The 22,480-nt window shown below is 36.8% G+C and carries 23 protein-coding genes and 3 pseudogenes (1 of these 26 running past the window's edge); 17 read left to right on the forward strand and 9 right to left on the reverse strand.

The genetic code is table 11. The annotated features are described in order from the left end of the window. Positions 1–10: 10 nt before the first annotated feature. A complete protein-coding gene (locus Q5760_RS07760; RefSeq protein WP_428911631.1) occupies positions 11–2,065 on the forward strand; it encodes a CocE/NonD family hydrolase in 2,055 nt (684 codons plus the stop codon). 46 nt (positions 2,066–2,111) lie between these two features. Here the strand turns inward: Q5760_RS07760 and Q5760_RS07765 are convergent, their stop codons facing one another. After that, positions 2,112–3,095, reverse strand: a complete 984-nt coding sequence (locus Q5760_RS07765) for an acyltransferase family protein (protein ID WP_428912521.1) — start codon at positions 3,093–3,095, stop codon at positions 2,112–2,114. 636 nt (positions 3,096–3,731) lie between these two features. Here Q5760_RS07765 and Q5760_RS07770 point away from each other — a divergent pair. Together Q5760_RS07770 and gerQ are read left to right on the forward strand one after the other, a co-directional pair. After that, entirely contained in the window at positions 3,732–4,154 is a 423-nt protein-coding gene (locus tag Q5760_RS07770) for a cell wall hydrolase (protein ID WP_428912522.1), read from the forward strand. Positions 4,155–4,210: 56 nt separating this feature from the next. Beyond that, entirely contained in the window at positions 4,211–4,675 is a 465-nt protein-coding gene (gerQ, locus tag Q5760_RS07775; RefSeq protein ID WP_428911632.1) for a spore coat protein GerQ, read from the forward strand. Positions 4,676–5,166: 491 nt separating this feature from the next. Here the strand turns inward: gerQ and ndk are convergent, their stop codons facing one another. The 4 genes and pseudogenes from ndk to Q5760_RS07795 form a co-directional block, all read right to left on the reverse strand. After that, on the reverse strand, positions 5,167–5,628 hold the full coding sequence (gene ndk, locus Q5760_RS07780; RefSeq protein WP_428911633.1) for a nucleoside-diphosphate kinase: 462 nt from the start codon (positions 5,626–5,628) through the stop codon (positions 5,167–5,169). Between the two features lie 290 nt (positions 5,629–5,918). After that, positions 5,919–6,167, reverse strand: a pseudogene (locus Q5760_RS07785) (DUF3231 family protein); the annotation flags it as partial. A gap of 104 nt (positions 6,168–6,271) precedes the next feature. Then, positions 6,272–7,372 carry an NAD(P)-binding protein gene (locus Q5760_RS07790; RefSeq protein WP_428911634.1) on the reverse strand — a complete coding sequence of 367 codons (1,101 nt, stop codon included), beginning with the start codon at positions 7,370–7,372 and terminating at the stop codon, positions 6,272–6,274. 72 nt (positions 7,373–7,444) lie between these two features. Then, positions 7,445–7,912, reverse strand: a pseudogene (locus tag Q5760_RS07795) (CBO0543 family protein); the annotation flags it as partial. 302 nt (positions 7,913–8,214) lie between these two features. On the opposite strand from Q5760_RS07795, the gene Q5760_RS07800 reads away from it, so the two are divergent. The 9 genes from Q5760_RS07800 to Q5760_RS07840 all read left to right on the forward strand — a co-directional run bounded on the left by Q5760_RS07800 (position 8,215) and on the right by Q5760_RS07840 (position 13,602). After that, positions 8,215–9,030, forward strand: a complete 816-nt coding sequence (locus Q5760_RS07800; RefSeq protein WP_428911635.1) for an ATP-binding cassette domain-containing protein — start codon at positions 8,215–8,217, stop codon at positions 9,028–9,030. A gap of 4 nt (positions 9,031–9,034) precedes the next feature. After that, positions 9,035–9,739, forward strand: a complete 705-nt coding sequence (locus Q5760_RS07805) for a hypothetical protein (RefSeq protein WP_428911636.1) — start codon at positions 9,035–9,037, stop codon at positions 9,737–9,739. Between the two features lie 109 nt (positions 9,740–9,848). Next, positions 9,849–10,220, forward strand: coding sequence for an iron chaperone (locus Q5760_RS07810; protein WP_428911637.1), 372 nt, complete (start codon positions 9,849–9,851; stop codon positions 10,218–10,220). 60 nt (positions 10,221–10,280) lie between these two features. Beyond that, positions 10,281–10,910, forward strand: a complete 630-nt coding sequence (locus tag Q5760_RS07815) for a class I SAM-dependent methyltransferase (protein ID WP_428911638.1) — start codon at positions 10,281–10,283, stop codon at positions 10,908–10,910. Between the two features lie 45 nt (positions 10,911–10,955). Continuing rightward, positions 10,956–11,255 (forward strand): hypothetical protein, encoded by a 300-nt coding sequence (locus tag Q5760_RS07820; RefSeq protein WP_428911639.1) that lies wholly within the window; start codon positions 10,956–10,958, stop codon positions 11,253–11,255. Positions 11,256–11,382: 127 nt separating this feature from the next. Next, positions 11,383–11,772 (forward strand): thiol-disulfide oxidoreductase DCC family protein, encoded by a 390-nt coding sequence (locus Q5760_RS07825; protein WP_428912523.1) that lies wholly within the window; start codon positions 11,383–11,385, stop codon positions 11,770–11,772. Positions 11,773–11,827: 55 nt separating this feature from the next. Continuing rightward, the gene (locus Q5760_RS07830) at positions 11,828–12,277 is read left to right on the forward strand and encodes a DUF5412 family protein (RefSeq protein WP_428911640.1); all 450 of its coding nucleotides are present in this window, start codon (positions 11,828–11,830) and stop codon (positions 12,275–12,277) included. A gap of 53 nt (positions 12,278–12,330) precedes the next feature. Next, positions 12,331–12,795 carry a hypothetical protein gene (locus tag Q5760_RS07835; RefSeq protein ID WP_428911641.1) on the forward strand — a complete coding sequence of 155 codons (465 nt, stop codon included), beginning with the start codon at positions 12,331–12,333 and terminating at the stop codon, positions 12,793–12,795. 606 nt (positions 12,796–13,401) lie between these two features. Next, positions 13,402–13,602: a cold-shock protein gene (locus tag Q5760_RS07840; protein ID WP_338473001.1), complete on the forward strand. Its 201-nt coding sequence runs from the start codon at positions 13,402–13,404 to the stop codon at positions 13,600–13,602. Positions 13,603–13,940: 338 nt separating this feature from the next. On the opposite strand, the gene Q5760_RS07845 is transcribed toward Q5760_RS07840, so the two are convergent. Both Q5760_RS07845 and Q5760_RS07850 read right to left on the reverse strand, forming a co-directional pair. Further along, positions 13,941–15,170 (reverse strand): translocation protein TolB, encoded by a 1,230-nt coding sequence (locus Q5760_RS07845; protein ID WP_428911642.1) that lies wholly within the window; start codon positions 15,168–15,170, stop codon positions 13,941–13,943. A 143-nt stretch (positions 15,171–15,313) separates the two neighbouring features. Continuing rightward, entirely contained in the window at positions 15,314–15,502 is a 189-nt protein-coding gene (locus Q5760_RS07850) for a hypothetical protein (protein WP_428911643.1), read from the reverse strand. A 419-nt stretch (positions 15,503–15,921) separates the two neighbouring features. Between Q5760_RS07850 and Q5760_RS07855 the strand changes: the two genes are divergently transcribed. From Q5760_RS07855 to Q5760_RS07870, 4 genes and pseudogenes are all read left to right on the forward strand, one after another. Then, complete coding sequence (locus Q5760_RS07855) at positions 15,922–17,370, forward strand: OmpA family protein (RefSeq protein ID WP_428911644.1); 1,449 nt, start codon at positions 15,922–15,924, stop codon at positions 17,368–17,370. 24 nt (positions 17,371–17,394) lie between these two features. Continuing rightward, on the forward strand, positions 17,395–18,294 hold the full coding sequence (locus Q5760_RS07860; RefSeq protein ID WP_428911645.1) for a hypothetical protein: 900 nt from the start codon (positions 17,395–17,397) through the stop codon (positions 18,292–18,294). A 236-nt stretch (positions 18,295–18,530) separates the two neighbouring features. After that, a pseudogene (locus tag Q5760_RS07865) lies at positions 18,531–19,137 on the forward strand (peroxiredoxin). Positions 19,138–19,533: 396 nt separating this feature from the next. Further along, positions 19,534–20,622, forward strand: coding sequence for a UvrB/UvrC motif-containing protein (locus Q5760_RS07870; protein WP_428911646.1), 1,089 nt, complete (start codon positions 19,534–19,536; stop codon positions 20,620–20,622). A gap of 108 nt (positions 20,623–20,730) precedes the next feature. On the opposite strand, the gene Q5760_RS07875 is transcribed toward Q5760_RS07870, so the two are convergent. Together Q5760_RS07875 and Q5760_RS07880 are read right to left on the reverse strand one after the other, a co-directional pair. Beyond that, positions 20,731–21,264, reverse strand: coding sequence for a hypothetical protein (locus tag Q5760_RS07875; protein WP_428911647.1), 534 nt, complete (start codon positions 21,262–21,264; stop codon positions 20,731–20,733). 257 nt (positions 21,265–21,521) lie between these two features. Continuing rightward, positions 21,522–21,794 (reverse strand): hypothetical protein, encoded by a 273-nt coding sequence (locus Q5760_RS07880; protein ID WP_428911648.1) that lies wholly within the window; start codon positions 21,792–21,794, stop codon positions 21,522–21,524. A 468-nt stretch (positions 21,795–22,262) separates the two neighbouring features. Between Q5760_RS07880 and Q5760_RS07885 the strand changes: the two genes are divergently transcribed. Next, positions 22,263–22,480 carry the beginning of a hypothetical protein gene (locus Q5760_RS07885; protein ID WP_428911649.1) on the forward strand. 454 nt of this gene lie beyond the right edge of the window, so only the first 218 of its 672 coding nucleotides appear in the window; its start codon is at positions 22,263–22,265; its stop codon lies beyond the right edge, outside the window.

The following is a 22,480-nucleotide window of genomic DNA, read 5'->3' on the forward strand; positions in this document are numbered from 1 at the left end:
ATGGTAAGGTTTGGTTTTTAATATAAAAGATTCAGGAAGACGGAGAATCAAAACCGATTTTCCGCGTGAAGTGAAAAAGATTGAACATGTATGGATTCCAATGTCAGATGGTGCAAAACTATCTGCTTGTATTTGGCTTCCGGTCGATGCAGAGGAAAATCCTGTACCCGCAATTTTAGAGTATTTGCCTTATCGAAAAAATGATTTTACTGCGATTCGTGATTCTGTGCGTCATCCTTATTTTGCCGGTCACGGATATGCGGGGATTCGTGTGGATATTCGCGGGGCTGGGGATTCAGATGGAATTTTGTTAGATGAGTATTTAAAACAAGAGCAGGATGATGCACTAGATGTATTAAGTTGGCTAGCGGAGCAACCTTGGTGTACAGGTGCTATTGGCATGATCGGAAAATCATGGGGTGGCTTTAACGGATTACAAGTTGCAGCCAGAAACCATCCAGCACTCAAGACCATTATCACGCTTTGTTCCACAGATGATCGTTATGCCGATGATGTGCATTACCGTGGTGGAAACATCCTCGCTTCCGATATGGTGTGGTGGGCATCAACAATGTTCGCTTACAATGCAAGACCGCAGGATCCGGCAGTTGTAGGGGAGCGTTGGAAGGAGAATTGGCTGGACCGTTTAGAAAACACACCACCATTTGTAGAAGAATGGGTTCGTCATCAGCGTCGTGATGATTATTGGAAACATGGTTCCATTTGTGAAAATTATGATGATATCCAAATCCCTGTTTTTGCGGTAAGTGGTTGGCAAGATGGTTATACGGATTCTGTTTTTCGTCTGTTAGAACATTTACCAAAAGAAAGTAAAGGTTTGATTGGTCCATGGGCACATGAATATCCAGAAGTAGCTACTCCTGAACCAGCCATCGGATTTTTACAAGAAGCGTTGCGTTGGTATGATCAATGGTTAAAAGGAATTGATACAGGAATCATGGACGAGCCTAAGTTGATTTCCTATATTCAAAATAGTGAAAAGCCTGCTGTCAGTTATGATGAACGACCAGGAAAATGGGTAGGCGATCCTTCATGGCCATCCCCATATGTAAAGTCACAGAACTGGTGGTTACAAGACGGGCAATTACAAACTGATCCTCCAGAGACAGGGGAAGAGGTCCTTATTCCTAGCGTACAAGAACATGGCTTTTATTCTGGTGTATTCTGTCCATTCGGACAGCCAGGGGACTTGCCTGCAGATCAACGATTGGAAAATGGGAAAGCTGTCGTCTTTACATCAAAGCCATTAAAAGAAAAGATTGAACTACTGGGTCACCCTGTATTTCATGCTGAACTTTCAGCCAATCAAGAAGATGCGCTTATTGCCGTACGATTAATGGATAAAGCGCCAACAGGGGAGTCTACGTTAATTAGCTGGGGAATGCTCAATTTAACTCATCGAAATTCCCATGAGCATCCTGAAAAATTAGTGCCAGGGAAGAAATATCAAATCCAAGTGAAATTAGATTCGCTTGGGCAGGAAATTCCAGAAGGACATCGTTTGGAAGTGGCGCTTTCACCAACCTATTGGCCTGCGGCATGGCCTTCACCAAAATCGGTTGATTTGACCATTAGTATGGGAGAACATACATTTATGGAGCTGCCTGTGCGGACTCCGCAAGCTGAAGATGAAAAGTGTGGGAAGTTTGAAATTCCAGAAACTGCACAAGTTATGGAGCGAGAAATCATTCGTAAAGAAGAAAGAACGCGTGAAGTCATTCATAATCCCATTACTGGCGTTTGGACGCTCGCGGATTTCTCAGATGAAGGGGAACGTCGCTTGCCTTCAAATGGGATTCAATACGGAAGTAAAAATAAAAATACATGGACCATTAAAGAAAATGATCCATTATCTGCACGGACCAAATCCGAATGGGAATTAACTTTAGCTCGAGAGGATTGGTCAGTACGACTTGAAACCGATAGCGAAATGTGGAGTGATGAAACCAAGTTCTACTTAGTCAACACACTAACCGCCTATGAGGGTGAGAAGAAAGTCTTTCACAAAACATGGAAAGCTGATATTGATCGAGATCATGTATAAATGAAAAGAGGGTGACAGGCACCTTCCAGTTTCTGGAAGAAGTCTGTCACCCCTTTTTAAATTCAATCAACGGTTGTGTGAGAGTTTTAATGAGATTACTCGCTAAGAAGGCTGTTAATAAGAAGGAGGCAAGGATGAGTAAAGAGAATTGCCATGGTTCATTTAACGCATTGACCCATTCGCTATTTCTAAAATATTGAATGAAAAATCCATGTAGGAGATAGATGTATATTGATCTTGTACCCCACTTTGTGAAAAATACATTCTTTTTAGGTACAAGCGCTAGGAATCCGACCGTTGCTACTAAAGTCAAACTATAAACCGCCAAACGAATCATTCCAGCCTTCAAACCTTCTTGATCTAGCACTTCATATGGCTTTGAACCAAAGAGCCATTTATATTCAATTTCTGGTAACAAGTAGATAATGATGAAGAAACTAATGAAAAATAAAAGTGACAGAAATTGGACCTTATGAGTTCGAAGCTTCACGAAATGTTCTTTCTTAAAATAAAAGCCCAAAAGAAACAAAGGGAAAAAGACAATGGTTCTTGATAAGCTTAAATAAGAATCAATGAAGTTTATATACCCGACTAAAATACCGAGAGCAAATGCTAAGAGCATACTCGTTTTCACGTTCCATTTTGTAAAGAGGAATAGTAATAAGTTCCATGAAAATAAACTTAATAAAAACCAAAGGGACCATTGGGGATTTAATGGATCTAAACTCGCAACGTCTTTACCTTGTATAAAATAATAATAAAACGAGTAGATCCCTTGAAAAATGAGATAGGGACCAATCAATTTTTTGGTAATATTCGTTAAATACCCTTTCCGGCGAAAACCTTTAGCAAAATATCCAGAAATCAGAATAAAGGCCGGCATGTGAAAGAGATAAATCGTAGTATATAGGGTAAAAATAAATTTACTGTCGTGAATATAGGATTGAATGAAATGACCCAATACGACTAGAAAAATTAGTAAAAACTTGGCGTTATCATAATAGGCATCTCTTGTTTTCAAGATTTTCACCCTTTCCATATGGACTCTGTAACATAATGAATGTCATCTTCATTTATAACTGGTCCCAAGTATTAAGGAAAGGGTTTTAACCGTTTTGTAATGAAATGTTAGTTAGATGTTAACTCATTGTAAAGAGCGCCAGGAGACTTGCGGTTTCTAGAAGGATGCTGGCGCTCATTCCTATATTGGTTCTGATATTAAATCAGTTATGCGGTTGGCATTTTCTTTCACCATTTCAATAAGCCTGGCTAAATTAAAGACACCTAAGCCGTCTGTTGCCCGCAAGACCTTATGAAAGACGGAGATGTCGTTGAAATAGAAGTAAGTAAAAACCTAATGTAATTTTTTTAGTGCCAATAAGCTACTTCGATCATTGATGTATTTGTAAATCTTGATGTGATATCAAAATCAGAAAGAAAACTCTAGTAAATAGAATTCATAGTCTATGGATTGATAAACATTTATATATTTTGGGCGGATGCATATGTAATATGATCAGCGGATGGAAGTGCAGTAATTGGGCTGATAGGCAAGTTACCAAAACCAGCTATAAGTAATAAGTTACTTGTATAAGCCGAAGGGAGTGAGAACATGGGGAGACGAATAAAACATACTTCACGTGACGTTGAGGAGTTAGCGAGGCTCATGCTGGCGGAAGCGATCGGTGAAGGAGTCGAAGGGATGAACATGGTAGGAACAGTTGTGGCCAATCGGGTCGAGGCTGACTGTGCTCCTGACTTCAAAGGGTTGCGCAATATCAGACATGCGATTTATCAAACCATACCTGGAACTGACATTCCCCACTTTGAGCCCGTCTTAAATGGATCATTATATACACAACGTCCCAAAGAAGCTGACCTCCAGAGGGCTAGGAATTTGTTGCATGGCGATAGAGAACCTCGGTCCAGAATGAATTTGTGGTTTTTTAACCCTAGTCCGGGGAAAAGGTACCGAGCTCCTTGTAGCCCCACGATGCCAAGATCACCCATGACACAGTTCGATTTTGCACACAGGAATCATTGCTTTTATGTCGCTGTACCGGGCTACTGCCCAGAGTTTTATAGATAAATGAAAAAGGAGTGGATCTACACATGATTTGCGAAGACTCTAATTATTATCATCCAATGAATTATTATTCAACGAATTATTTTCCTGGTTATTATCCAGATTCCATGATGCGGAGCGCACAACAACCTGTCGGCGGCTTCCCGTCGACGATACCCGCTGGAGTACAACCTGCCGGCTTCCCGATGGCTATGCATTCCGGACCCTCGTATGCCGTCCCGACGGTCCCGTTGGGAGGTGTGAGGCAAGAATCATTTATCGAAAATATCATACGTTTCAACAAAGGTAAGATTGGTACATTCTACTTTACTTACCAAGGTAACAACAAATGGAATGCGATGGTTTACCGCGGGCGCGTAGAAACGGCTGGTCGTGACCACATCATTATCAGTGACCCGTCTAGCGGCAAACGCTACCTGCTACTGATGTCAAATCTTGACTGGGTAGAATTTGATGAACAAATTAACTATCCTGTGGAAGAAATTAGTCCGGAAGTCCAGGCGTCCATGACGACATCGGAATGAGTTTGTAGAAGTTATCGCTAAAATGCAAATATATTCAAGTTAGGTATGGGTCTCAAAATAAGTTTTTAAATGATTCTATGATGGTTTTTTGAGGAAAATGAGTATTAATAAAAAATTAAACAATTATTTCTTGAACACCGCTCCACTTGTGAACGGTGTTCTGTTTGTTTATCGTTAAATTTTCATAGAGACGGATCTCCGAAAGAAGTCTCTCTCTTCAAGCGTGAGAAGTGCGTAGCCCAACGGTAAGAGGGTGATGAAGGCGGATTCGGTTCCACTGGTATTAAGTAGTATAATTACTATGAAATCGATCGAAGCCGGATGTATACATACTTGCTAAGTGTTTCAATTTGACTAAGTAGGTGTCATTAAAGGATATGATTTGTGATACATGGACTAAGAAGTAATCACGAACTATATACAAAGTACTAAGATCCGTTAAAAGTCAATCCCCTTAGCACGAATATGTCAAGGGGATTGACTAAAACAGTCTAACTAGATTGTCGATCTTCGAATGGAAAATCGTCTTCTGAGATATGCTTTTTCATAAGACCAAAGAAATTCTCAATTTCTCGTTCTGCACTTAAGAGAGAATCTGAACCATGGATGACATTCTCTTCCTTTGTAAATGCAAAGTCACCACGAATTGTACCTGGCATGGCTTCCGATGGACTTGTCTTTCCAATCATAAGTCTAGAAATCTCAATGATATTTTCCCCTTCCCAAACCATGGCAAACACAGGACCTGATGTAATAAAATCCACTAATTCACCGAAAAACGGCTTGTTCTGATGCTCTATATAATGATACTCAGCTTTAGAACGGTCAATGATCATAAGCTCTGCATTTAATAAAGTAAAACCCTTTTGCTCAAAGCGTTTGATAATTTCTCCGATTAACCCTCGTCTTACACCATCAGGTTTGACCATGATAAACGTTCGTTGTAAAGTCATACAATCACCTCTAGCTAAAATAATTTGTTTCAATAAGGTCACCAATACCAGGATTTGATGAACTCTTTTTAAAAGGTTGATACTAACATTGTCCATTATGGCAAAATATGATAAATTTCAAACCAAGTAACATTAAAAATGTTTAAGTTGAAAACATTTTTCTTTTCAAAAGAAACATGTTTTTCCGAAAGTCAGATGAAAGGGAGTAGATTTTTATTCACGTTCGTTCCATAAAAATGTCCGTGTTAGTTTTGGAAAGGGACTTTATAGTTCAGGAAACCTTCTTGAAGTTAAATTGCAGAAGCCAACGATTTGACGTGGAACTCTATTCCGATTCGAGCTCCAATATGAAGAAAATATAATAAGAAACGATAAGAAAACAAAGCAGGTGGGGGAGTCTGGATATCCTCTTCGGAAAATCCAACTGGAGTCGGATATACTTCGTCACTTAGTATCTTTTTTCGTTTATTTATAATTTCCGTATTCTGTTGCAAGACGTAGCCATATAAAGTTTTAATGTCTTTGTCCCTTGTTTGTTCCTGAAAAGCGGTTTAATACCATTGGGACATTTGATTAATGGTATAGCCAGTCCAAAGATAACCAAGTTCGGATGCTGTAACGGCAATGGACTTTTGATTTCTCATTATGACGTAACTCCTTTTTTTATTTTTACATAAGGTCGAAGTAAATAGCTTGCCACTTTTAATGGATTAACGGTTTTCGTTTGGAATAATTTTTCACCCCAATAACCTTGCATGGCTCGTACAATTCGATCAATTCCTTCATCGGATAGTTGCTCGATTGCCCTTCGTAAAACAAGTGAATGGTCATAGCTTTGACGCAAGGGTTCCATTAACTCCTCATATTTTCCCAAACCGCATAGATCGTACGCCGCATACACGCCGCTTAAAAGAGCGGCATACTGTCCAAAGCCCATGAACGGCATCATGCTTCCAAAACAATTTCCTACATAAAATGTATTACCTATTCGTGCCGACCGACAGATGCCAATGGGATACTCCGTTATTTGAAACTGATCCGTTACCGGTAAATCTTGATTTAACTGATGACGAACTTTTTGATAAAAAAGATCCCATAGTTGGTCCATTGAATGCCCTATATTCGGATAGTCTGGTATCGCTATGGAGATCACGGCTTCTTTTTCTGAATAAGGAATGAGAAAACCATACCCATAGGGTGCAATTGTATAATCAACCCAAGCCATGATCGTATATCGATCAAACTGACCTTCCACTGTGGTTCCTTTAATTGAAACGGTTAAATCTTCTCTGAAGTTCCTCGTCTCTTTAGCGTAGGCTCCGTCCCCAGTGGCCATAACAACATGCGAAAATTGACTCAGCAGCTGTTCATATGTATGTTCGGAATGAAAATGGATCGGTGACTGAACCTGTCGATGTAATTGGGACTCAAATGAATCCTGTTCCCTGCCGCGAATATTGGTAAAACCAAGTTGACCCTCGAGAATCGCTTTTTCGTTTTTTGAAAAAAGTTCCATTTTTTGGATGTTGGAAGCGGGTTTGAGGTAAATGCCAAAGTCTTCTGACAGGGAGGCAATACAGTCATGAACGGGTCTTGAAAAGATTGATAACAGAACCTCACCATTTACAAACCGATCTCCAACTCTTCCTCGTTTTTCGAATATTTTCGGGGTAATTCCATTTTTCTCCAGCGTAATCGCACAGGCTAAACCAGATAATCCCGCCCCCATAATCGCAATGTCCATTTTTAACCTTCTTTCTACATGTTCTACAACAGGAGTATTCGCTTGGGCAATACAATCTATGTACTGACTTTTTTAACGGATATATAGATTTTTCAAAAAGGTATGGTAGTAAAGGTCCACAAGCGGTTCTACTTTGCTGGAAAGATGTTTTCGCTTCATGGGAACTTTAAATATAACGATAAAAAAGACAGTTGAACACAGAGATAAAAACAGCGTAATAATCGTTTTTTTCGTAATGAGGATACTAAAGGTAAACATCAATGTATAGATGACACTTGACCAATACCCATTCCAACCATGGGCATAGCGAATTAACTTCTTCTTATGTGCGACATATTCAAAGGAAGAAGCGGTGGCGACCCATTGAATCATATATACAATCTGATTCAAAAGGTGCTTAGGGTATTTGGATAAAAAGGTAAGAGTTAATAATGGCGTTACAACGACCACATACAGGAACCGGATGAACTTCCAATGAATGCCAGCAGGGACAAATTCCCAAACCAAATGTCTTCTACACAGTACATAATAAAGAGTATTAAAGGAAGTTGAATAATCATATTTTTATAAAATTGGGGGATCCCACGCCACGAGTTAAGGCTCATTAAAATCGTGATCAGAAATATGATGATGTGCCACATTCTGATTTTCTTATGTTTTCGAATCATGATGGACCTCTATAAATGGTTTAATATTTAAAAATTAAGATTCCCTAATTTTCTACTATCATTAAATAATCTCATCGTAAAGACAAAAGAAAAAATTGGAATTATTGTATAATAGATAAAATACGAAGTTGCTTATTCACTAGAATTTATTTTAAAACAATGGAAGAGGTTTTCATGAACATATTTGAGGCAAATCATGCTTGTAAGAAAATGAATGGTAAAATGCTTATTAAAGACGTTTCGATCCATATTGCCAAGGGAGAAAAAATGGCGATCACTGGAAAAAATGGTTCAGGGAAAAGTAGCCTGTTGAAACTGATTGGGGGTATTTATAGAGAAACGGAAGGGCAGGTAAAACGAGCTCAAGTAAAAATAGGCTATGTCCCAGAACTCTTTCCGGAAAATATTCGATTTACTGTCTCTGAATATTTAAGGTTATTGGGAAACATGTCTTCCCATACGGATCCAAAATGGTTAAAAAGAATGGAGGATTACACAGAAGGGTTTGCGATTTCAGAATTTCTACATACTCCTTTAAAAAAATGTTCAAAAGGGACAAAGCAGAAAGTTGGAATTATTCAGGTCTTGCTACAGAATCCCGATTTATTTCTATTAGACGAGCCGCTTACTGGGTTAGATGACAAGTCGAAAAAGGAACTTTTAAATACGCTACATTCACTCGACCGGGATCAGACGATAATTTTTACTGCGCATGATCCGCTGCTTATTGAAGGCTTGGCTAATAGAGTATTAACAATCGAGAGTGGGAGAATTGTTTCTGATGTTGCAACAACCAAAAAAGAGAAAGAGAGAACGATAAAAGCTAAAATCCCAAGAAAAGAGATGATGGGTGAGATTCCATCCGTTAGACATAAATGGGTAGAGGAGGATATTGTGGAAATAACCGTTTCCGCTAGAGAGTCTGATCGGGTTTTGATCATGTTGCTTGAAAGAAAATGTTCCGTATTAGAATTAATAGAGAAGAGGTAGGAAGGTGACAGCTTTTGTCCGTTATCAATGCATTAGCCATATTCGATCATTAAAATTTATTCCACCCGTATTTCTATTTTTGGCATGGGTGTTTATTTTATACGCTTACAAAAATGTGCCAATTCTTAGTAGTTATGCCGTATCTTCAATTGCCTTGTACTTAACCATGACTTGGATCACCATGTCAATTTTTACTCAAGATGAAGAAAGCGAAAAGCATATATTAATGGCCCATCTTGGAAAAAAAGTGAAGTACTTATTTGGCAAATGGCTAACAATTTTAGTCGTGATGATTCCATTGCTTTTGTTTGCGATCTTTTTCCCCATTATCACAGATAGCTTCAAAGAGGGAGTGTCAATTACGCTATATGCTTTTGCGTTTTACAGTCATGTGATTTTTTCGGTTTTTGGGATATTAGTAGGGAACTTGTTTTCGGCTACTAAACTGGCAACAAAAAAGTATGCCTGGTTATCGGCGGTATTTGTCATCGTTGTTTCGCTTGCCTCAAAATCCATAATCGAAATTTCTATGTGGTTTAAATGGATCTTATGGATCTTCCCGCCAGTGTTCAAGGTGATTGAGTATATGGAAGCCGATGATCATGTACTCATCCATTCAGCTTTCGTAATTGATAATGCTCTTGTAGTCTTTTATGTAATCATCGGTGCTGCCATCTTAGTATTTCTTTATTTAAAAAAGGAAAGTTAGCAACCAAATGAAAGGAAACAGATCCAATACATACGATTTTTCATGAATGGGAATCCTTGTTTAGAAGCAAAATTCAAAAGTAGATTATAGTTGTGAAAGGAGAAACCGAATGGGTTCTGAACCATTAATAGATGAATATATTCAACAATTTCCACTTGATGTGCAACAAGTCCTGACGAACTTAAGACATGTGATTAAAGAGGCTGCACCTGAGGCTGAGGAAAAAATCAGTTATGGAATGCCTACTTTTGTTTACCATAGAAATTTGGTCCATTTTGCGGCATATAAAAAACATATCGGATTTTATCCGACTCCAAGTGGAATCGACATGTTTAAACAAGAATTAGCGGGATACAAAACGTCAAAAGGAGCTGTTCAATTTCCTATAGACAAACCACTTCCCTATGATTTAATCAGTCAAATTGTCAAGTTTAGGGTTGAAGAAAATAAAAGGAAAGCAGAAGAAAAAAATAAAAAGTAATCATTTATTTTCATAAATCGTAGCATCATAAGGAATTAAGCAAAAGGGAGAAGAAATACTATGGAATTTTGGGAATCAAGTTTTAGTGAAAAACAAACGATGTGGGGATTCGAACCTACAGACTCCGCCATCTTAACAAAGGATTTTTTTCTCGAAAAGAATATAAATGATATCCTCATACCAGGCATTGGATATGGTAGAAATGCAAAGGTATTTCTTGACAATGGTATAGATGTGACAGGTATTGAGATTTCAAAAACAGCAATTGAGTTGGCGAGGAAGAATGGACTGGATATAGATATTTTTCATGGTTCCGTAGCTGACATGCCTTTTGAACAAAAGCTTTATGACGGAGTCTTTTCACATGCCCTTCTTCACTTGTTAGATCATCATGAGAGAGAGAAGTTTATTCATGATTGCTATAATCAGTTAAAACCAAATGGATATATGATTTTGACAACCGTGTCAAAAGAAGCTCCCATGTATGGGAAGGGAAAGCAATTGGATACGGATTATTATGAGACCTTGGAAGGCGTCAAAATGTTTTTTTATGATGAAGACACAATCAAACAAGACTTTGGAAAATATGGACTTGTAGACGTTTCAGAAATAGACGAGCCAAGTAAGGACAAGAAGAACAAACCATCCATAAAATTTTTGATGGTGACATGTAAGAAAGAGGGAGCATGAATAACCACTTTTTTTAGGAATTAAATTTTAAGGGAGGGGAACTTGATGATCGTTGATGATTTTAGACCTATTTTATTTACGTTTATTGTCTTTTTATTTGTTTGTTTGTTCGTTTCTATTTTTTATAAAGGGAAACACAAATTCATTATTGGGGTAGCGATGAGTATGATGTCTTTAATTTGCACCATCACTTCTGCAAAAACCATGTGGGATATAGGGATTACAGCGGATGAAAATAATATGGTGGGGGACCCAGTGTCATTTAATCTGTTTTTATTGGTCTTTGGTCTATCTATCCTTATTTTAAACTATCCCTTTATTTTAAAAAAGGATCTCCCAAAATAATGGAGAAGTCAATTAAAGTATTTCATGGAAATTCAATTTAGGATGCTAAAAGATTCAAAATGGCGGTCTTTATTCTACTTAAGCAGATTAGGAGTTTTACGATAATAAAAAGAAAGGTGCGATTGGAATAGAAAGAATTGTTCTATTTGATGGAGATTGTAATTTTTGCGACCGAAGCGTGCAATTCATCATTAAAAGAGACCCGATTGGACATTTTAAATTCGCTTCCCTGCAAAGTGATATGGGTAAAGAATTATTGAATAAGCATCATGTTGCAGAGGACCTCGATAGTTTCGTACTTATAGAAGGTAATCATTGTTATGTTAAGTCTTCAGCAGCCCTTCGAGTTTGTAGAAACTTAACCGGAGCGTGGAAGTTGCTGTATATCCTATTTGTTATTCCAAAATCTTTCAGAGACCTATTTTATGAGTTTATCGCCAAAAATAGATATAAATGGTTTGGAAAAAAAGAAAGTTGTAAGTTGCTTTCTCCAGAGGAAAGAAAAAGGTTTTTATAATATGGACGATATACATATAAATAGTTGTTATAACTAATCAAGTGAGGATGATGATTTGAAGAAGAGATATCAATTACTCATACTAATTTTCATTACAGTTCTATTGGTAATGGGATATAAAAAATATTTCTTTACGCTTGAACATCTCGGTCAAGGAATCTATTACAAAGGACCTGTATATTCTCCAAATGGAAAATATACGGCAGATTCTTATTATAAAACGTGGGGCGGTGCAACTGGAGGTGCTCATATCTGGGTAGAAATAACGAATAACGAGAACAGCGAAGCTCGAAATATCTATTATAGCAACGGGAAAAGCAACTTTTCTATGGAATGGAAGGATGATAACGTCATCTATATTAGAAATGACGAGGGTCCGGAATATCCAGATTCTGATAGAAGTATAGAGTTAGAAATTGGGAAGGAAGTTTATGATGAGAGTGGACGGGTTTGTGATAGTTGGATCATGAAGAACGAGTTTGAAACTTGTTATCAAAACGAATAATTCTTGATCAATTAATGATAGTAAAGTGAAAGATAAAATAAATGAGGTGTGATATGAAAATATTTTTTAAAATATTTATAGTCTTGATCTTTGCTTTTGCACTAACTGGTTGTATTGGCGAAGATTACGATGTAGGAGTTCCAACAGCTCACATATCTCTCGATACTTCATCGGTGCAATTAACTGAAGCGAATATTCGTTGGAATACCGAAAGTGAAGATGTGCAGAATTCAATAAAAGATATTGAAAAATACGCATCATCACTTGATGAAATACAGGTTTTTTCAGGTCAAAAAGTGTTCTTGGAATTTAAAGAGAACGAAGATAATGGTGGGGATATTTGGACTAATCCAAAGATCACCGTTGCCTTACTAAAGAATGGAGAAAGAACCGAGCTTGTATTGGATGAAACTAGAGGATTTCATTTTCCAACAGACAAAGGGAATTATTTTTTAGAAGTTGAATTTATTAATTCAGCCGGCAGTGCTCAATATGTAGGGAATGTTGTTATTAAGTAATTTTGTACTACTTGAAAAAACGGAAGAAGGAGTCACTTCAAAAGTTCTCCAATGACTTTGTAGAAAAAGACATTCCTTTAACATTACTTTTTAAATAATGGAGTGAAGTGGTATGGTTCTGTTTATTATTCTTTCGATAGCTGCATTAATGGGAATAAGAAACGGAATAGCAAAGAAAATTAAAACATGGATAGTATCATCTGCAACTGTTCTTATATTAATTGCAATGATATCTTTCGTTTATTTATATCTATATTCAAAAAATCCTTATTGAGCTAACTGCATTAGTTACACAACAACAGGAACCGTCATGGTAATTGTTCTTGTTTCTTTTAAAGATTCAACGAAAAAGCAGTTCTGTTGAGGTTTGATCTGTTTACCTTATTAAACAATCAGGTCATATTGTGCACAATAATATGAGATAAAAACGTCTTCAAGAACAATAAAATTTATACCATTTGCTTTTTTATGATAGATCTGTTATTCTTAGGAAGAATTATTTTTGTTCTTTTTTCAGATTGAGAATAGATTTTGGTTTTCGTCTAAGGTATTTGAGCAAGGATAGTAACATAATGTGTGGAAAACCCACACGAGGAGGCAACAATTATGGAACAAGGTAAAGTTAAGTGGTTTAATGCAGAAAAAGGTTTTGGATTCATCGAGCGTGAAGCAGGAGAAGACGTATTCGTACATTTCTCAGCTATCCAAGGCGAAGGCTTCAAATCTTTAGACGAAGGTCAAAGTGTAACTTTTGAAGTTGAACAAGGTCAACGTGGACCACAAGCTGCAAACGTTCAAAAAGCTTAATAATGGCTAGAGGCAGACCCTAATAGAGGGTCTGTTTTTTTGTGCCTAAATTGATTTTATCTGTATGAAGGGACAGTAGGATTACCCATTCAAGATGATACCTTTATCAACAAAATGAATGAAGCCCTATTCAAAAAAAGAATAGGGCTTCTGTAATAACCATGAAACACAAACAGTAATCGTACAAATGGTAGACTAAATATAGCACACAGTAGTAGTAATTCCTAGTTAAACATTTTTATGTTTTTTTCTTCTACAATTAAAAATGGATATCTTTTGTGCTTATCCTACGTTTTAAGGTTCTTTACAGTATTTCTTATGTAACAAAGTAAAGGGTCTCAATTCGTGATTTTCCCTTTATACAATAAAACAGGTGCAACGTCTACATCTTCAATCCATATGGTTGCCTCTTGTTGCTTATCTTGTTTAATCCATACATCACCTTTGTTCGTTTCTACTTGTTTACGCACCCATGTGAGATAAGGTCCAGTGACCTGAGGATCAACATCTAATTCATTTTCTTTTGGAAATGTGATTGGAGTCTGTGTGCTTGAGCCCAAATCGATCTCATATAGAGAGGTGTGCATGGTTGGAACTGGTCCTTCTTTCCAGGATTTATTTTCCAGTGACCGTGCGACAATCACTTTGGAAGGTGACACCCATTCCAAATCTAGATCAACATATCCTTTCGGTGTATATTCTACCTGCTTGGTAGATACCTCTAAATCCGCAATCTTCATTATCTTATTTTCAACAAAGAATCGTCCTTCTCCTGAAATGTAAGCTAGTTGGTCGGCTTGCGGAGCCCATTTGAACCAGTCACGATAGCCTAACATTCTACCGAGGTCCTTGAACACTTTTCCATCTGAAGATAAAACACATAAAGGATTACTGTCCATTGCCCAAGAAGGTGTTGGGGTTCCAAGAAAACTGACCCATTTGCCGTCATAGCTCCACTTAAAGTCACCAACAGTAACAGCAAATAAATCATTTTCATCGATGGGGATGGAGTATAGTAGCTTCGCTTTGTTTTCATTAAGATTCATATCCTTTGGAATACGAAACAATTTGATCGGCTCCCAGCCTGTAGGTATTCGGTTTGAGGTCGCAGACACTATAAGATCTTTTCCATTTGGATACCATTCAAAGCTACTAACACCTAATGCCACATTTTCAAACCCATAAGGTTTGCCATCCTTCGTCTTTGTCACATTTAAAACCCACCCAGAAGTATAAGCCAGTTCATTTGCGACAGGGGACCAACTAAAAGAAGAAGTATCAATGCTAGAGTATGGTTCATAGTTTTCTTGCCTCTTTGTATCATAAATCCATAGATTCGATTTTTCTCCCTGCTCATCGCCGTCGATATAGGCAATAAATCGTCCATCAAAGGACCATTTGGGAGAGGATACATATTGATCTTTTGTCAATTGTATTTCTTGATCTCCCTCTTTGATCCATAATTGATGGTCACGAACAAACGCTGCTGTCAAGGGAAGTTCTGCTTTTGTCACAGGAATAAACGGAAAAAAGAAAAGTAATATAAATAGTAAAACTTTTTTAGGCACGGCATTCCCTCCTACTCATTAGATTCTCCTAAAAGATTCTAGATCATCCTTTGAACAAGGTAATACTTCTTCAAACTAGAGGGAAAGGTCCTATTCAAGTAGAATGAGTACTTTTTAGGCAGGAATTAATTTCACAAAACTTATTAATCTCCGCCACCACCGCCATCTCCACCACTGTCGCTACCACTAGAATAATTATTACTATGATCTCCTGAGTCGGAGGCACTGAGAAACCACCACCAACTACTTTGATCATTCGAGGCATCAGAACTGCGAGTGTGTGTGTGTTTATTTTGACGGAAGACTCCGATTAAGATAGTCCCTACTATCACAACGAAGAAAACCCAAAATATAATCCGTTCCATTACCATCATCCTTTCTCAATCTATTATATGAAACCTGGGTGACAGGCACCACCCATAAATTGGAAAAAAATGCTATATCAAACTACTTATTTTAGTTACTTTTGGGTATTAGATCCTTTTTTTGTAGAACGACGAACGAAACCTTAGTCCATTATAGATAGTTCTAAAGAATGTGTTGTTTTTTTGTATAGAGGAGTTTCTTCCTAAAAAATGAATGTTTTTTAACCCCAATCGATGATTACGGGTCAATTTTTGACTTCATCGGTGTAGGAAAATTTACACTTTTCAAATTTTCGGTCTTTGTTAGCATTAGGATTGGTGAATTATGTCCTAAATGTGACATAAAGACAGGTTTGTTTTGATTACGAAAAGAGGAGGTACGATCGGTGAAAGGGAAAACCTTAAGTATGATGGCTTTTATTCTTTGTTTATTTTTACTAGTAGGATGTAATCAAGAAACGAACAATAATGCAGAGGAATCATCCCAAGTAGAAGAATCAGAGAAAAAGACTGAGGGAGAAAAGAAGGATGAAACTCAAGTGAAGGATACCGAGCAGACTAATTCTTCTGAGGAAGAACAGAAAAAAATAGCCAAAAGTAGCTCAGAAGAAAAGAGTAATGGAGTCACTTTAGGGGATTACAATGTTTTTCTTGGTGGAGAGATGATTGAAACAGAAGGGAAAATTACAATTAAGGGAGAAAGTAACTTACTTCCTGGTTCACGAGTCGTAGGAGAAGTGTTAGTGGACGATGAAAAGTTCTTTGCTGATACGACTGAAATCGTACAAGAAGATGGATCTTTCACAATGGAGATTGATCATCATGACTTGGATGAAACCACAAAGGTTGCTCTTAAATTCCACTTTGATGGTCAACAAGATGATTCGATCAAAAGAAATTACGGAGAACGTGGTCAGAAATTAACAGGCAATTATATTTATACTCATAAAGGAAAAGTAGGTGGAGGAGATCCACAAAACATATATAAAATGGCGAAAACGGAAGTAACCTTTGATCAGGGTGAAGAAATGGCGGTCCGGCAATTTTCTGAACCGAGCTGGTATCAGATTCCAGAGGATATGGGAGAGCCACGGGTTTGGATTGAAATCGAAGAGATTAAAAATGATGAAAATTACTACTATCTGCATGGAAGAAGTAATCTACTTGAAGGCAGTATCTTACATGGGAGCTTTGTATTTGATAATGACCAAGCAAGCGTTCTTCCAGACGGATCGTTTAATATGAAATTTAAGTATGAATACAAGGAAAATGCTGAATTTGAGTTAAAATTTGATCCGTCCCTCTATTATCAATGGAATGTTATTAAGGAAACCTACGGGGAAAAAGGTCAAAAGCTAGTCGGGGACCTCGTTGTCCAAAATCGTTATTCCGATAATTTGTATATTGAAAAGGTAGAAAAGCTAAACTCTACTGAAATCAAAGTTCCTGACAATGTTGAGGTAAAAATTGAAGGAACAGAGGTTACTATGCTTGTTCCGGATCATTTGATGTTTGATTTTGACCAGTATCAGTTAAAAGAAGAATCAAAGACCATGTTGCAAGATATTGCTCAAACAATTCAATCGTATGAGAAAGATATTCATATTGAAATCAATGGACATACGGATAATGTAGGTGACAAGCAATATAATCTAGAATTGTCACAAAAAAGAGCAGATGAAGTGAAAAACTTCTTAACCACACAAGGTGATTTTTCTAAGGTTCAAATCACAACAAAAGGATACGGAATGACAAAGCCGATTGCGTCTAATGACGATGAAACTGGACAAGCCAAAAACAGACGAGTCGAAATTGTTATCGATTTAAAGAAATAAAGGATAAGGGGGAAGGAGAAAACCATGAAGAAAAAGGTTTGGATCGCGTGTGGGTTATCTTTAGGGCTGCTCTTGACAGGATGCGGAAGCGGGGAGAATGAAGCAGCTTCAACAGAAACGAAGCAAGAGATAAAGTCCAAAAGTGAATTAGGAGATTACCAGATTGTGCTTGGTGGAGAAATTGATGAACAGGATGATAAGTTTGTAATTGAAGGTAAGAGTAACTTGATTCCAGGTTCGAGAGTGGTAGGAGAATTATGGGTATCTAAGGATGAACTATATACGGATACAACCGAATTGGTCGAAGAAGATGGCAGCTTTACAATGGAACTTGACCACCATCAATATGGGGAAGCAACATTTGTAGTCCGCTTTGATTTTGAATCCGCTCAAGATGATCCGATTAAAAGACATTATGGAGAAAGAGGGCAAAAGCTGAAAGGGCCGTACATCTATAAACATGAAGTACTAGGAGATATCAATAAAAAAGCTGAAGTTAGCTTAACGTATCATCCAGATGAAGAAACAGATCTTGTATTTAAAGAGCCACAATGGGAAAAACGTCCTGAAGATTACGGGGAACCTCGAGTTTGGATTGAAGTCGATGAGATTACGGAAGATGGTGAATTTTATTACCTTAGCGGGAAAAGTAATCTTCTAGAAGGGGCTGAGATTAAAGGGTCCTTTGCTTCAAATACAGAGAAAACGCAAATTAAACCAGATGGTACATTTGATTTGAAAATCAAGTATCGATACAAAGAAAACGAAGATTTTGAGATTACCTTTAATCCGCAATATCAATGGGACGAAATTCAAGAAGCTTACGGTAGTGAAGGTCAAAAACTCGTTGGAGATCTTGTAGTAACGAATCAATACTCGAAAAATCAAACAATCGAAAAGATCATTCCTTGGGAAAACGAATAACTTATTAAAGAACGCTGAAATTTTGGCGTTCTTTTTTTGCGAAAGAATGGACTATGTGTCATAAATGGTTTAATGAGCTGGACAAGTTATTTCCTTTTACTAGTTTGACATCATTTCAATCGTCTCTCCCAATTTTTTAAGTCTTCTGCACTAAGGATACAAAAACTTAACACAAACTTTTCCTGTAACACATATGGATAAATGTGTTGAACTTTTTGAACGGAGGACAAATGTATATGTGTGATGACTGTTTGCAACCATTTTGCGCACAAACAAATGATAAAGCACCGCTTTTGTGGCGGAAGCTTTCGACAATGTGGAAAAGAAAATGAAGGAGATTCGCTTAGAAAGTTTTCGTGGAAAATGGGTGATTTTATTTTTTTATGGTAGTGATTTTACGTTTGTTTGACCGACAGAGTTGGCAGCGGTCGCTGCTATTTATCCGCAACTAAGGTCTAATAATATAGAAGTACTTGCCATAAGTACAGATAGTGTATATGCCCATAAAATTTTTACTAAAATTTCTCCTTCTGAATCCCAAGTGATGTTTCCTCTATTAAGTGACCGAACCCAACAGATTAGCAAAGCGTATAGGGTGCTAAATGAAAAAACGGGGCAACATATAGAGCAACCATCATAATCGATCCGGAAGGTACAATTGTTTCAAGGTTTGTAAATCCTCCGGAAGTAGGGCGAAATGTTTATGAAATCGTAAGAGTCGTTCAAGGCATCCAATATAGTAGAGGAACTGGAGAAGGAATCACTGCCAATTGGTTACCGGGTCAACCTAGAATTGTTCGCGATCCGAAGTACATTGGTAGAATTAAAGTTCTGTCGTTCTAATACTAATATCAGAATCCACTTACTATAGGTGGATTTTTCTTCGTTAGTGCTAGTGTAATGGTGTGAATCTCCATAGTCCCCAATACTGCTAAACATTATGAGTGTCTCCTACATCTTTTTTTTTAAAAAACACCATCTGCATTGATCTTACAGGAATCATGACTGTTTTTAAGTAAATACGATGGTTAATATCGTTCGTATTAAAAGTAGAGATTTATCCCATCTGCAGAAATATCATGATTATTTAAAAGGGGATTGTAAATAATTGGGTTATGTGCTGAGAGTTTTTTGTGAATGGTACTAAGATTGATTCATGTCGAAAAATACCACCCCCTCTAAAAGGAGAGAGTGAGGTATAATGAAGACAAGTGTGAAAAAGTGATAGGGGTGACATCGTTGAATCTGATAGATAAAGCCAAACAACTTCCATCAACCCCTGGTGTGTATTTAATGAAAGATTCCCATGGCAGCATTATCTATGTGGGTAAATCGAAAAATCTTAAAAGTCGAGTAAGCTCTTATTTTCAACATTCTAGTCAACATTCCAATAAGGTGATTAAACTGGTTCATCATTTAAAGGATTTTGACATTATTCATACGGATACAGAATTTGAAGCTTTTATGCTAGAGTGCAAGCTAATAAAAGACATTCAACCTCTTTATAATCGGATGATGAAAAATCCTCGATCTTATAGCTATATAAGCGTCAAAAGGGATCAAAGCTACCGACGTATTGAATTCGTCCATGAGATGGAGGAAGGGGATCGTCATCTATATTTTGGTCCCTTTTCAAGCATAGGGACAACGGAAAAAGCCATTCAAGGCTTGAAAGAAATGTTTAAACTAGATTGCAATCAATCGACTACAAAGAACAGCCCATGTCTAAATTACTCATTAGGTTTGTGTATGGGAATGTGTTTTGATCCTTCAGCCCTAAAACAATACCATCATATGATTGATAGAATCATTGGATTGCTAGAGGGAACCGATAGTAGCCTCCTTGAGGAAATGGAGCAAAGGATGATTCAGGCTTCTAGTCAGTTTGACTTTGAAGAGGCAGCTAAGGTTAGAGATCGAATCGAATGGGTCCAATCTTTATTGAAAAAAGAACAAGTGATTCGATTTATCGAAGAAGATCAAAATATCGTCATGATGGAATATATTGGGGACAATCGCGTAAAAATGTTCCTCATAAGACGTAATCAGATATTGTTTTCTAAAGTATATGGATTAGACCATACCAACTTGGAAAAATTAGTTCAACAAATAAAATCGGAGATTCTTTCCTATTTTTCACAGCCTAAACAGTCTATGAAGAAGATTAAGAAAGATGAAATTGACGAGGCAGCCATTATTTATCGTTATATGAATAGCCATGATCGTGAATGTATCATCATTCCTGACCAATGGCTGAATTCAAAAAGGATGAATAAGATGGAGCAGGCGGTCTTGCGTCTTGTGAGTTCTTTGACTGCGAGTGTATGATGGGGAACTTTCCTCTTCTAACCTACTTATATTGAGTTCCTGACGATTAAGGATTAATCAGACCAAAACCACAAGAAAAGGTTCTTGTGGTTTTGGTCTGCTAAATATTTAATAGTTATCCCTATCCTGATAAATAGTATCTTCATATTCAAAACGATCCTGTTCACAATAATCATAGTCAGAAACACGGGAATCTTTGTCATATTCAAAACAATCGATATCATCGAAACTAGTAGAATTTCTTTCGTTTTCATAACGGTTGAAATCCCACTTCTCTTCTAACCCGTCCAACGACTCATCATGCCTCGATTTAAGATAAAGTCCAGAAAAATATGGGGTTCCAACTACACACTCATCCTTCTTTCTCTCATAATTTTTGATTTGTGTTACCTTATGCAACTCTTTACGATTATGATGGATGCGTCGTCTTTCTATTAATCTTCTGTCCTCATATCTTTGAGGATGTGAAGTGATAGAATTTGGAACAACAATTGGAGATGTGATTACTGATGTACCGTTAGATTCTAGTTCGGTAGGTAATCCGGGCTTTTCATTTTCCATAATGATAGGATCTGTCTGATCAAATCTTTTTATTAAGTAAATGAGTGCAATAACAACTAAAATGAATATGAAATATCCCATAAGAATCGCCTCTTTGTTTTAGGTATATTGTACCTCTTTGCCAGATAAGATGGCTAGATAAAAGGTGAAAGAAAACATCTTAGAAAAAAGAACCTAACTTTACGAGTGAACATAACACGATTAACCATCTAAAGGAAAGAATCCACTCTTCTGACGAAGCATGGATTCTGATTAACATTTTCGTTATAAAATTCATGATACTTATTAGGGATAAATTTGAAGTGGATATTTTTCGTTTTTTGTAGGATTACCTAATTTTATACACATTGGAAGACGTTATGTTCTTTTAAAGTGCTTTTTAATTTAAACATAATCGTGTTATACGTTTCGTACTTGTAAGTGTATAAAAGAGCTTTTTTTAACTTGAATGCTCTGAAGAAGAAATCAATTTGTTTCCGAATATAGCGTTTAATTTGCTCTTTATAAAATAACTTCTTTTGGGCAATTTTCTCGCTTATTTCATCAGTTAAGGAAAATATGAAATGCAGAATAGAAAATTCAATGTTGCCACAGTATTCAGTTATTTTCATTTTCATACCCCCTATTTCTTGTAAATATTTATTGGGTGAATTTTACATTAAATTTTTACTTTACCATAAAATAAAACTTAAGTCAACTTTCCTTAAAGGAAGGTTAACAAAAAACGGTGTTGTTATTTTAAATAATGAATATCCTTTTGCGTAAGAAATCATTTGAATTAATGTATAAAATGAATTAATAATAGCTATGTACGAAATTTTAGACATTTAGGTAACATTCGACTTCTTTTATTTTCTGAATCTAGTAGTCGTACCCAGTTGGGAACTATAAAAAACCAAGGTCATTTGTAGTTTAAAAAGAATAATAAATAAATGTTGATGTCATTCGGAACTTCTTTTAAATGTGTTTTTATAAAAGGAAATGAGCTCCATATGTAGAATGTTAACTACATATACTCAACATATTGTAGTCCGCATGGATAGTGTGATCCATATATGTTCTATATGAGGGGTGACATTTTGTATTGGAAAATAAGTGATTTTGTTGAAGAAATTAAGAAAACGTTAAATGAAGAAAAATTACATATGAACACAGTTTATGGCTGGTTTAAAAAGTTAGAAGAAGAAAAAATCCATTATATCTCGCGAACCGTAGATACAAACGAAAAAGTATATGATGAGCTGGACCTGAGAATTGGAACTTTTATTAAAATGAAAAGAAATGAAAAATGGGCGCT

Source organism: Niallia sp. Kr1 (assembly GCF_050389805.1).
Lineage (GTDB): Bacteria > Bacillota > Bacilli > Bacillales > Cytobacillaceae > Bacillus_BD.